Source organism: Devosia sp. Root685 (assembly GCF_001427875.1).
In the GTDB taxonomy this organism is placed as follows: domain Bacteria; phylum Pseudomonadota; class Alphaproteobacteria; order Rhizobiales; family Devosiaceae; genus Devosia.
Genome location: NZ_LMHK01000001.1, coordinates 1,364,490 through 1,376,417, shown reverse-complemented (window position 1 = coordinate 1,376,417; position 11,928 = coordinate 1,364,490). Strand labels below are relative to the sequence as shown.

The window sequence follows — 11,928 nt, the reverse complement described above, 5'->3', positions numbered from 1 at the left end:
AGGCGAAAACGGCGGTTTTCGAGAACCGGCGCGCAGCGTACGTTTGGTACGTGAGCACCGGAAGCGCAGGAAGTCGGCGTTTGCAGCCCGTCATCACGTGAATACCCGCACACCCTAGTCACCGAGCCAAAAAGGACGCCCACATGTTTGACGCCCGCCTCGCTTTCGCCCTTGCCGCCACCATCGGTCTCGCCGCTCCCACCCTCGCTCAGGACAGCCAGCCGCTCAGGGATCTCGATGCCACCCGCATCAATCCATTCCAGGTGCTCATCGATTTCGAATTCGACAGCGGCGCCTGCGACGACATCGGCCGCGCCGAACTCGGCGACCTCACCGATGGCACCCTCGCGGTCAACTTCCCCGTCACCTCCACCGCCGAAGTCTGCACCATGCAGATCAAGGAACACGAGGTGAAATACGCCATCGAAGCCGACCACATCATCTCCCGCATCGACGTCACCCTCACCGGCAAAGAAGGCCAGGTCATCGGCACCGGCTCGGCGGGTGTCGAGCAGGACTAGCCTTTCTTCACCTTTCCCTCGGGGGACTTCGAACTGTCCCGCAAGCCAAATCGCTCCGCTGGAGCAGTTTGAGGTGAGAAGGCCATGAGAGCTACGCTCGAATGGCAGGCGCGCAGCGCCGGGTGAGGAGACCTTGCTGCATCCTGGCCCCACCCACCGGCTGTCACCCCGGCAAAGGCCGGGGCCCATCCTGAGATCGCGAGATGGGCCCCGGCCTTCGCCGGGGTGACATCGCGTTTGGACGAAGTTTGTGCCCTCACCTCCCCGTGGCCCCCATGGTCCCCAGTAGCCCTCATGGTGAGGTGCTTTGCAGAGCAAAGCCTCGAACCACGAGGGCGTGCCCCCGCATTTCAGCGCCAGCACATCGCCCGGCGCATACCCCCGTCTTGCCTCCGTCAAACTCTCCCGCTAAAAGGCGCCACCTTTCCAAACTCAATCAGGATCTCTTCCGCCATGGCGATTGAACGCACCTTCTCCATCATCAAGCCCGATGCCGTCCGCCGTAACCTCATCGGCAAGATCCTGACCAAGTTCGAAGACGCGGGTCTGCGTCCTGTCGCGCTCAAGAAGATCCACATGACCCGCGCCCAGGCCGAAGGCTTCTACGCGGTCCACAAGGAACGCCCCTTCTTCGGCGAACTCGTCGAGCAGATGATCGCGTCGCCGGTCGTCGTTCAGGTTCTCGAAGGCGAAAACGCCATCCTCAAGAACCGCGAAATCATGGGCGCCACCAACCCGGCAAACGCTGCTGACGGCACCATCCGCAAGGAATTCGCCCTCTCCGTCGGCGAAAACTCGGTCCACGGTTCCGACGCTCCGGAAACCGCTGCCGAAGAAATCAAGTACTTCTTCACCGCTGAAGAGCTGGTTGGGTAAGACGCGACGGCCAGCTTTTGCTGGCCGGCAAATCGCTCCGGTGGAGCGATTTGAGCGACTTACGCCACGACCCATGGGAGGGGCCGGTGCCCTACGTCAATGTCCGCATTCTCGAAGACGGTGTCACGGCTGAGCAAAAGGCTGAAGTGATCGCGGGCATTACCGAGATCATGGTCCGCGTGCTCAACAAGAAACCAGAAAGCACCTTCGTCGTCATCGACGAAGTGCCGCTCGAAAACTGGGGTTTTAAGGGCAAGCCAGTCTCCGAGCTGCGCAAGCAGCCCAAGGAGTAAGGCCGACGCTCTAATGGGCCGACGCAGCTTCTCCACCCTCGGTTGTCACCCCGGCGCAGGCCGGGGCCCATCCTGAGATCTCAAAATGGATCCCGGCTCAAGCCCGGGATGACAGCGGCGGATGACAAAGACATCTGCGAACGAGCCATGCGGAGGGGCCTTGCCCCTCATGCAGACGTAAGCCTTGCGAAATGCGGGTCTTGCCGCTAGAGACCACACCAGATTGGGCCGCCCAGCCGGGCGGCCTTTTTCATTGTTTGTGCTAGAATGCGCAGACATGGCCGGCGATCCCTATTCTTTGCGCTAGAGAAGCCATCACCTGAGAAGCCCTTTTGCCAGCGAAGATGCCCGCCTCTTTGGGAACGGACATCGCGCTCACCGGGGCTATTCCGCTTTACGAAAGCCCCTTTATGTCCTTGCCTGAAAACATCTTTGCTCCCATCGCCGCCGCTCTGGCCGCCAAGGGCTATGAGAACCTCACCGCGGTTCAGTCCGCCGTCATCGAAGACGAGGCCGATGGCCGCGATCTCCTCGTCTCCGCCCAGACCGGCTCGGGCAAGACTGTCGCCTTCGGCATGGCCATTGCCCCGACCATGCTGAACGGCGCCGAAAAGCTCCCGCGCGCCGAAGTGCCGCTTGCCCTCGTCATCGCCCCAACCCGCGAACTGGCCATGCAGGTGCAGCGCGAGCTTGAATGGCTCTATGCCGAAATGGGCGCCCGCATCGTCTCCTGCGTCGGCGGCATGGATGCCCGCACCGAGCGCCGCGCCCTCCAGCATGGTGCGCACATCGTCGTCGGTACCCCCGGACGCCTCCGCGATCACATCACCCGCGGCGCCCTCGATATGTCCGAGCTGCGCGCTGTCGTGCTCGATGAAGCCGACGAAATGCTCGATCTCGGTTTTCGCGAAGATCTCGAATTCATCCTCGAAACCGCGCCCGAAGAACGCCGCACTCTGCTGTTCTCGGCCACGGTTCCAAAACCGATCGCGCGCCTCGCCGAAACGTTTCAGCGCAATGCCCTGCGCATCACCGCCACCAGCTCCGGCCAGCAGCACGCCGATATCGACTATAAGCTGATGGTCGTGCCGGCCGACGAGCGCGAAAACGCCGTCATCAACACGCTCCTCTGGTACGAAAGCACCAACACCATCGTCTTCGCCTCGACCCGCGAAGCCGTCAAACATCTCTCGGCACGCCTCCACAATCGCGGCTTCGATGTCGTCACCCTTTCGGGCGAACTGACCCAGGCCGAGCGTACCAACGCCCTCCAGGCCATGCGCGATGGCCGCGCCCGGATTTGCGTTGCCACCGACGTTGCTGCCCGCGGCATCGATCTGCCCAATCTCGATCTCGTCATTCACGCCGAACTGCCGATGAATGCCGATACGCTGTTGCACCGTTCGGGCCGCACCGGCCGCGCCGGTCGCAAGGGCACCTGCGTCATCATCACGCCGAGCAGCCGCAAACGCGTCGCCCAGTCGATCCTGCGCACCGCGAAAATCGAAGCCGAATTCATCGCGCCGCCGACCGCCGACTCGATTGAAGCGCGCTATCGCGAGTCCATTCTCACAAATCCACTTCTCAGTGACGAAATCACCGAAGACGAGCGTCCAAGTGTGGACAGTCTGCTAACCAAATGGGCACCTGAAGCCCTGGCTGCGGCATACCTGCGCCTGCAGCTCACCGCCCGTCCGATCCCCGAGGATATCTCGGCAACTCTCGTCACCGATTTCGACAAGCGCGAGCCCCGCACCCGCGAAGCTTTCGCCGGCGGCACCTGGTTCAAGGTCACCGTCGGCCGCAAGCAAAGAGCCGAGCCACGCTGGCTTTTGCCCATGATTTGCAAGGCCGGCAACGTCACCAAGGGCGCCATCGGCTCCATCCGCATTTTCGATACCGAAACCATCTTCGAGGTGGCCGCGGATAAAGTGGATAGTTTCCTCAAAAGCGTTGCCAAGAACGGCACCGGCGAAAAGGGCGTCTACATCTCCGCCATAGACGGCCCGATGGAAGAAAAACCCCAATCCAAGCGCCGTCCACCTGGTCCTCCGGTAGCTTATGATCCCTCCGCTGCCCGTCCGGAACGCGCCGATCGCAAGCAGCGTTACGGCTCCAGCAACCTCCGGCCAGACGATTTTACGGTCTCGCCCGACGTGTCGGTCCGCCCCGCTAAGTCCTTCAAACCAAAGGAAGGTAAGCCCTTTGACAAGAACAAGGGCAAGCCAAAATGGTCCAAGCCGGCTGGTGAGGGCGCACCAAAACCCAAGTCCAAGGACCACAAAAAGCCGCGCGCCCAAGACTGATCGCCAAAAATCTATCCCCGCCTTCGGGCGGGGATTTATACTATGGCTAAAACGCTATCCGGCCTGCTCGACCTGCCGCAGTTCTCCCAGCCGCGACAAATTCCCAAATGCCATGATGGCGGCCCCGGCGACCGAAACACCGGCCGCCACCATTAGCGCAAAGCGATAGTTCCCGCCCGTGGTCAGCAGACCAAAAGCGCTTGCGCCCAATAGGTTAGCAGCAATCGCCACCACATCGCCGAGCGAGGTGGAAAGCCCCACCCGGCCTTTGATCGCATCCTGCACGTAGGCGATATTGATGCTCATCAGCGCCGCTGTCCCCAGCCCATTGAGAATGAGCAGCCAGTAAAGTGCTGTCATGCTTGTCAAAATGCTGACTAGGCCAATGAACACCGCCATCACGATCCCCGCTGCAACCAGCAGGGTTTCCTTGCTGAACCTGGTCGTGAGATAGGCCAAGAGCAGCATGCACGGCGCTTCGACCGCGGCGGTAATGCCGGCATAAAACCCCACATCGGTAACCGTCCCGCCGAGATCGGTGACGATGAACAGCGACACCGTAAAGGTGAGGATACGCATGGCCGCCGTCATCACCACCAGCCCGATCAATCCAGCCAGCGTGCCAAAGGGCAGGGCGAAAGTCGACAGTAGCGACGCCCCCTCGGCCCGCACCGGCGCCGGCATCTGTACCGCCGTCGCCTTGTTCGAAACCAGCAGCGCAAAGATGCATCCCATCGCCGCATAACTCAGCGACGACATCAGGAAGACATTGAAAATGCTGAACTTTGCCGCCACCCAGCCGGCGACCGGCGGCACGATAATCCAGGCCAGCGTGAAGACCGTACGCATGGCCGTCACCATAAAATCCGCCCGCGCCGGCTGGTGCCTCAGATAATAGACGCGCACAAAGGCAAAGCACTGCCCATAACAGGCCCCGGCAACCGGCATGATCAAGGCCATGACCAGCATGAAACTCACTTGCGTCGGCCAGAGATAGATCATCCCATGGCCGATAACGCCGGCAAGGGCGGTGATCAGCACCAGCAGGCGCCGGTCCGGCAGCTTGTCTGAAAGATAGCCCAGCCCCAGCGAGACAAAGGTTCCCAGCACCGCTCCCACGCTCATAACCGAGGCAAACCAGCCCGGCGACATGCCCAGCGTGTCCACGCCCACCAGCGAGGCATAGGGCATGGTGGCGGCATAGGTGACGCCCGAAAAGAACATGTTCGTTCCGAGCAGTGCCGTCACCGGCAGGCGTGGTGTCCCAGTCATTGTCCCCTCCCAGAGAGCGCAAAGACCTAGCGTTCGCCCCGCAATTCGTCCAACGAAATCGATTGCACTCACCTGAAATCCGCTGTGATCGGGTGTTCAGGAGGAGTAGAATAGCGTTCCGCGTCAGGTCCCGTGGGCCTGGGCGCTCAACATGGGAGGCCCTCCATGACGGCCTACAATATCGTGCGTATGCGGGTAAAACCCGGCTCTGAAAACGCGTTTATTGCCCATCACGATGCCTTGCTGAAATCGGTCGGAGACGAACTCAAGGCGGCCGGCATGCGCCGCTTCAGCCTCGTCAAGACCGGTGACCGCTCCTATTGCGTCCTGGGCGAGTGGGATGGTTTTGACAGCATCGTCAAAGCCCGCCCCGCCATGATCAAGTCCCTCGACGGCCTGCGGCCAATGCTCGAAGACCTCGGCGGCGACCTCGGCCTCACCGACCCGGTCTCCGGCGAAGCCGCCGCCGAATACGACATGCGCAAGCATTAGCTGGTCTAGGCGACCCCAGTAGCCCTCACGGTGAGGTCTACTGAACCGTTAGTGCCCCTTATGCCAGCTCAACCTGCACTCCCGCCCGCGCAATGCCCTCGGCCAGCGCGGCGATTTCGTCCGCATATTTTTCCGCCGCTGGGTCGATGCCATCCATCCAGCTGCCAAAACGCTTGAGCAGGGGCACGAAGGCCGCCAGATCCTCGGCGCTCCACTCGGCCAGGAAATCGCCCATGACGAGGAATTTATAGGCCCGCACCGCCTCGACCACAGCCACCCCGCGGTCGGTAAGTTCGATAATCGTCCGCCGCGCGTCGGCCTGGCTCACGGCGCGGCGCGCGTAGCCCTGGTCCACCATTTCGCTCACCAGCCTGCTGGCCCGCGAAGGGTCGATATTGACCCGCTCGGCCACTGTCGCGACCATGGTTTCGCCCGGGGCCTCGTCGGGCTCGGTCGGCCCGGCAATGGCGATAAGCACGTCGAACTGCGCCAGATCGAGCCCGATCTTGAGATGGGCCAATGCCCGGTTCCCCAATTCGCGCTTCTGCGCGCGCCGCCGCCACTTCTGCATCAGCGCGTCGATCGCCAGCACCGCCTCGGCAGTTTCCGCATCGTGCCCGGCCTGCAACAGAACCGTGTTCATCTCGTTCTGGTCTTTGAGCGGCATGGCAGCCCCCATCATTTTGCATGCTTATGGCAATTGCATGCCATTGACATGTAATTGCTATGAGCACATTTATGCCTTCAGATTTCATTCCGCAAGGGCCGACGCTGGACGCCGACCCTCTCTATTTTGAGGATTGCCCCAATGTCAGACCCCATTCAACCGGCCGAAGCGCCGCAGGACCAGTCAACCCGACTGGTGATCGGCGCCGTCGCCGTCACCCTGCTTCTCGCCTCGCTCGGCCAAACCATTGTTTCCACAGCTCTTCCCACCATTGTCGGTCAGCTTGGCGGCCTTGATCACCTCACTTGGGTGGTCATCGCCTATCTCCTCAGTTCCACCGTCGTCGCCCCCATCTATGGCAAGCTCGGCGACCTCTATGGTCGCAAGATCGTGCTGCAGGCGGCCATCGTCATCTTCCTGATCGGTGCCGTCCTCTCGGCCATGGCCAGTTCCATGACCTTTCTCATTTTCGCCCGCGCCATCCAGGGCCTCGGCGGTGGCGGCCTCATGGTCGTCGCCATGACCGTCGTGGCCGACATCATTCCTCCGCGTCAGCGCGGCAAGGTGCAGGGCCTGTTCGGCGCCGTCTTCGGGGTCGCCACGGTTGTCGGCCCGCTGCTTGGCGGCGTCATTGTCGAGCACATTTCCTGGCAGTGGATTTTCCTCATCAACCTGCCGCTCGGCCTGCTCACCCTGGCGGTCATCGCCGTCGCCCTGAAGCCGCGCGCCGATCGCGTTTCCCACAGCATCGACTATGCCGGCTTCGTCCTGCTCTCCGGCGGCCTCACCGCTTTCGTGCTCGCCACCTCGCTCGGCGGCAATACCTTTGCCTGGGCCTCGGTTGAAATCATCGGCCTCGTCGTCTTTGCGCTTGCTGCGCTCGGCACCTTCCTCTGGGTTGAATCCCGTGCCAAGGAGCCGGTCTTGCCGCTCTCGCTGTTCCGCAACAATACCTTTGCGGTGACCAATGCCATCGGCTTCCTCGTCGGCATGGCCATGTTTGGCTCGATCACCTTCCTGCCCATGTATCTGCAGCTCGCCAAGGGCATTTCGCCCACTGAATCCGCCATGCAACTCGTGCCGATGATGGTCGGCCTCATCGGCGCCTCGACCCTGTCGGGCTTCTTCATGACCCGCACCGGCCGCTATCGCATCCTGCCGCGGCTTTCGACTTTCGTGCTGGTCGTGGGCCTGATGCTGCTGGGAAATATGCAGCTCGATACGCCGGCCTGGCTTGTCGCCATCTATATGTTCCTGGTTGGCGCCGGTATCGGCCCGGTCAACAGCGTCAGCGTCACCGCCACACAGAACGCCGTGGCTCGCGAAGTCGTCGGCGCCGCCACGGCCGGCACCACGCTCTTCCGCCAGATCGGCGGCTCGATCGGCGTATCGGTCTTCGGCGCCATCTTTACGAGCGGTCTTGCCGCCCGCCTCGGCGAAGCCATGCCAGCGGGAGGCGGCGCCAGCAGCTTTAGCGCCCAGGCCGTCGCGGCCTTGCCAGAAGCGACCCGCAACATGGTTCTTGAAGCCTTTGCCGGTGCGCTCCATCCGGTCTTTTTCACCGCAGCCGGCGCCGCCATCCTTGCCTTCTGCCTGACCTTCCTCCTCGAAGAACGTCCTTTGGCCAACACGCTGCGCCAGGAACCCGAAGCCGAGATAAAAGCCGAAGAAGAAGCCGCCGCCTCCGTGGTCGGCGCCCCGGCAACAGTGACGCCGTAGGGCAGGGCCCCAACGCCCCCACCCACGCACTGCCCCCGGGTTTGACCCGAGGGCCATTCTCCCCCTGCAACCACGTCATTCCCGCGAAAGCGGGAATCTCTGCTTCGAACACAGAGAGAGATTCCCGCTTTCGCGGGAATGACGCGGAGGAAAATTGCCAACATGGGGCTGCTTTGGATCAAGTCAGAGGGCAGCCCCGTGGCCTTGGGGCTTTAGAGTCTACTTCCGCCCCTTCGGCTCCACAGGCGCCGCCTGCGTCACCGAACTCGCCAGCCCATCGAGCGTCCCGCCGGACAATCCCAATTCGCTCATCAGCGCATCGATCAGCGGCGCCTGACTGCGATAGCGCAGCGCTGCCGCAACCGCCTGATCCGCCAGCCCACCGGCGGGAACCCCGCTGCCGGCCTCACCCGCACCATTGCCGCTCGACCCGTTCAGCCCATCAACATGCAGGATCTTGATCCCGTCGATATTCTGCATCGGCTTGACGCTCTCGGCGATGATCTGGGGCAGGGCCTCGATCAGCTTGATCCGCACCTGCATGGCGATCTGCTCGGGCGAAAGCGTATTGCTGGCCTCGTTGATCGTGCGCTTGCCTTCGGCCTCAACCTTGTAGGTCGCCGCCAGCGCCTCGGCGCGCAGCAGTTCGGCGTCAGCCGCGCCCTTGGCCCCCACGCGCTGCTTTTCGGCCTCGGCTTCCGCCCCAATGCGGATGGCTTCGGCCCGATCCGCCGCCGCTGCCTTTTCCGCCTCCGCCGCCACGGTGATGCTAATTGCCTGCTGCTCGGCCGCCTTGCGCGCTTCGATCAGCTGAATGGCCTTTTCGCGCTCGGCAACCGCCGTCTGGCGCGAGGTCGTCACCTCTTCCGCTGCCTTTGCGGCCAGCGCGCGCGCTTCGTCAGCCGCGGCATCGGCAACCGACTTTTCCTTGCTCTTGATCGACACGGCGATATCGCGTGCCTGCTCGGCCAGCGCAATCTGCTTGGCCTTGTCCACCGCCGCCGCTTCCACCGCCAGCGCGGTCGCGATCTCGCGCTCCTTGACGATCTGCCCTGAGGCGATATCAGCCTGCCGCACCTGCTGCGCGGCCAGAATACGGGCCTCTTCCGCCTCGCGCTCACGTTCCGATTGCTGCTGCTTGATCAGCGCCGATTGCTCGGCCATGCGCACCTGGATTTCGCGCTCCTGCTCGAGCCGGGCAAATTCCTTGTCGCGGGCGATCTGATACTTCTGCTGCTCGGCATCGAGGTTTTTGCGCTCGATCAGAACCTGTGTTTCCTGCTCGATATCGTTGCGCGTCTTGCGCCGCTCCTCGATCGCCTGCGTCAGCTTGGTCAGACCTTCGGCGTCGAACGCATTGTCAGGGTTGAAGAACTCGCGATTGGTCTGGTCGAGCCCGGTCAGTGACACCGATTCAAGTTCGAGACCATTCTTGAGAATGTCTTCGGAAACCGCCGCCTGCACCTTCTGCACGAAATTAACGCGCTGCTCGTGCAGTTCCTCCATCGCCATTTCGGCGGCCACCGCACGCAGGGCGTCGACGAATTTGCCTTCGACCAGCTCCTTCAGCGCCGCCGGCTCCATCGTCCGCCGGCCCAACGTCTGCGCCGCATTGGCGATCGATTCCACCACCGGCTGCACGCGCACATAAAACTCCGCCTGCACATCGACACGCATGCGGTCCGCCGTGATCAGCGCCTGCTCATTGGCGCGCCGCACTTCGAGCCGCAGCGTGTTCATGTTGACCGGGATCTGCTCATGCAGCACCGGAAAAACCAGCGCACCGCCATTCATGATCACCTTCTGCCCGCCAAAGCCGGTGCGCACGAAGCTGACTTCCTTGGACGAGCGGCGATAGAGCCGCGACACGATCAGGCCGATGGCGAAAAGCGCCACGAGAATGACGGCAATGACGATCAGAATATCGAGAATGGTCTGGGACAAGGCGAAAGTCTCCTGGCTGCTGGGGGCGGGGCCTGTCGTCTGAAGGGTAAGCGGGGTGACGGGTTGTTCGGGAATAGGGGACACGTCGTGCAAGACCGGCGGGTCGGAAGGATCGCCGGTTGCCGGCGTTTTGATCTTGGCCATCACTGCACGGGCTTGAGCCGTACGATGGCCCGGAAAATGTGTCCCTCACGACGCACCAGCACCACTTCCGAACCCTCGGACAGCAATTGCTTGTTATCGTCAGGCTCGACCAGCACATAGTGGGTCTTGCCATGAATGTCTGTGAGTTTGGCCTCCGCCGGCTTGCCGCTGCTGGCCGTGCCGCGGAACACCGTCGCGACGCGGCCGATAAAGTCCGCCGTGCTCACCGCGTCGGTCTCCTCGCGCGGCATCAGCTTTCCGAGCCAGTGACCCACATGATGCGTCGCAAACAGCGAAAATACCGCGGCAGGCGCACTGGCAATAGCCGGCTGCAGCGCAAAGCCGAAAATGCGCCGCATCGCTTCCTGCACGATATACCCGCCGAGCCCAAAGCTGGTGCAAACGAGAATAAGCACGATCAGCGCCGGCAGCCGCCCAAAACTGAGCCAGTTGAGAAACTGGCTCAGCGGTCCGAGTTCGATCCCGGAAGCGTCCGCATCGGCATCGGGCAGGGTGCCGTCGATCGCTTCGCTGGGGCTAAGCCCGATCAGCACGCCGGCCAGTTCGATCAGTGCGATGGCAAGGGTCAAACCGAGCGCGACGGCAAAGGGCGCCGTTTCGGCCGCAAACAGATCCATTCCAGCCTCCCCCAAGCCGCGTATAGGCCGCCAATATTGGCTGGCCCGCCCATAGGGTCAAGCCGCAGCGAGCCGAACGGGCCCGGCATACAAATATTCATGCCGTTTCAATATGTTGTCTCGCCCGGTGGAATCGCAATGCCAAGTGCTTGATTCACTGTTTGAGCCATTTGAATCAAAGGACAAGGTTGCCCATTCGCAACATCTCGCGGTCCTCGAAGCCGGTACCGGGGTCATGGCGGAAATGTGAATGGTCAAATCACTTTGCCCCTGTACTCTTCACGATATTCACTCGCCGATATTGCGTCACCGGCCCCGCATCTACGGAGATACAAGCGTGCCCTTGCGTTGGCAGGAAGTGGCTTTGCCGCTTTTCGTGATTACCCTTCTTATTGCTCTTAAATATTTGCCCATGACGGGTCATTTGCCGCTCTCGCGCGCCGCCGGCGTGGTGGCGTTCGGCTATGCCGCCTTTCTGGCCCTGCGCCTGATCCAGCCCGAAGAGGGCATCACGGTCGAAGGCGGCTGGTCCGAATTGCGGCCCTCGCTGGTCGAGTATTTTGCCTGCTACGGCTCGGCTGCCCTTGCTTCCGTCCTGCTCTTTGCCGTCATCTTCATGGGCGATGCGGCCGATACCACGCAACTGATCGCCACCTATCTCGCCGTCCTACTCCTCGCGGCCGGTTCGGTGGGCATTGGCCTTGCCGGGCTTTTCACCAATACCCGCTGGGACAATCGCCAGGTGACGCAGCGCACCGCCAGAGGCAGTCAAACCACGCTCGTTTGGGCCGACGTTCGCTCGGTCAGCCCCAATTGGCGCGGCATCACCATCACCGGCACTTCGGGCCGCATCACCTTCTCCCAGTTCCACGGCGGCGCCGCCCAACTCGCCAAACACGCCGCCACCCGCGCCATGCGCAATGCCGAAACAGCCACCAAGGCCTTCGCAGCGTAAGCCCCACAAGCATCGCGTCAAACTCGATCCGTCCCTCCCCCTACCAGGGGGAGGCCAGGTGGGGGGTTCTTACCACCCCATCACCCCCGCAAATCCCAGCC

At 62.3% G+C, this 11,928-nt stretch carries 11 protein-coding genes; 7 read left to right on the top strand and 4 right to left on the bottom strand.

Annotated features, from left to right (window positions below; genetic code table 11):
- Positions 1-143 precede the first annotated feature (143 nt).
- The 4 genes from ASD83_RS06585 to ASD83_RS06570 all read left to right on the top strand — a co-directional run bounded on the left by ASD83_RS06585 (position 144) and on the right by ASD83_RS06570 (position 3,996).
- Positions 144-521: a hypothetical protein gene (locus ASD83_RS06585; RefSeq protein ID WP_056309020.1), complete on the top strand. Its 378-nt coding sequence runs from the start codon at positions 144-146 to the stop codon at positions 519-521.
- Positions 522-974: 453 nt separating this feature from the next.
- Entirely contained in the window at positions 975-1,397 is a 423-nt protein-coding gene (gene ndk, locus ASD83_RS06580; RefSeq protein WP_056309018.1) for a nucleoside-diphosphate kinase, read from the top strand.
- Between the two features lie 86 nt (positions 1,398-1,483).
- Positions 1,484-1,690, top strand: a complete 207-nt coding sequence (locus ASD83_RS06575) for a tautomerase family protein (RefSeq protein WP_056309016.1) — start codon at positions 1,484-1,486, stop codon at positions 1,688-1,690.
- A 410-nt stretch (positions 1,691-2,100) separates the two neighbouring features.
- Positions 2,101-3,996: a DEAD/DEAH box helicase gene (locus ASD83_RS06570; RefSeq protein ID WP_056309944.1), complete on the top strand. Its 1,896-nt coding sequence runs from the start codon at positions 2,101-2,103 to the stop codon at positions 3,994-3,996.
- Positions 3,997-4,050: 54 nt separating this feature from the next.
- Here the strand turns inward: ASD83_RS06570 and ASD83_RS06565 are convergent, their stop codons facing one another.
- A complete protein-coding gene (locus tag ASD83_RS06565) occupies positions 4,051-5,268 on the bottom strand; it encodes an MFS transporter (RefSeq protein WP_082560987.1) in 1,218 nt (405 codons plus the stop codon).
- 165 nt (positions 5,269-5,433) lie between these two features.
- Here ASD83_RS06565 and ASD83_RS06560 point away from each other — a divergent pair, with 165 nt between their 5' ends.
- Complete coding sequence (locus ASD83_RS06560; protein ID WP_056309012.1) at positions 5,434-5,760, top strand: hypothetical protein; 327 nt, start codon at positions 5,434-5,436, stop codon at positions 5,758-5,760.
- Between the two features lie 58 nt (positions 5,761-5,818).
- On the opposite strand, the gene ASD83_RS06555 is transcribed toward ASD83_RS06560, so the two are convergent.
- Positions 5,819-6,427 (bottom strand): MarR family winged helix-turn-helix transcriptional regulator, encoded by a 609-nt coding sequence (locus tag ASD83_RS06555; protein WP_056309942.1) that lies wholly within the window; start codon positions 6,425-6,427, stop codon positions 5,819-5,821.
- 141 nt (positions 6,428-6,568) lie between these two features.
- Here ASD83_RS06555 and ASD83_RS06550 point away from each other — a divergent pair, with 141 nt between their 5' ends.
- Positions 6,569-8,146 carry an MDR family MFS transporter gene (locus ASD83_RS06550; RefSeq protein WP_056309011.1) on the top strand — a complete coding sequence of 526 codons (1,578 nt, stop codon included), beginning with the start codon at positions 6,569-6,571 and terminating at the stop codon, positions 8,144-8,146.
- A gap of 219 nt (positions 8,147-8,365) precedes the next feature.
- Here ASD83_RS06550 and ASD83_RS06545 read toward each other — a convergent pair whose 3' ends face one another.
- Positions 8,366-10,234, bottom strand: a complete 1,869-nt coding sequence (locus ASD83_RS06545) for a flotillin family protein (protein WP_082560986.1) — start codon at positions 10,232-10,234, stop codon at positions 8,366-8,368.
- Entirely contained in the window at positions 10,234-10,872 is a 639-nt protein-coding gene (locus ASD83_RS06540; RefSeq protein WP_056309009.1) for a YqiJ family protein, read from the bottom strand. Before ASD83_RS06540 ends, ASD83_RS06545 begins: the two co-directional genes overlap by 1 nt.
- Before the next feature lie 337 nt (positions 10,873-11,209).
- Here ASD83_RS06540 and ASD83_RS06535 point away from each other — a divergent pair, with 337 nt between their 5' ends.
- Positions 11,210-11,827 (top strand): hypothetical protein, encoded by a 618-nt coding sequence (locus ASD83_RS06535; protein ID WP_056309007.1) that lies wholly within the window; start codon positions 11,210-11,212, stop codon positions 11,825-11,827.
- Positions 11,828-11,928: the final 101 nt, after the last annotated feature.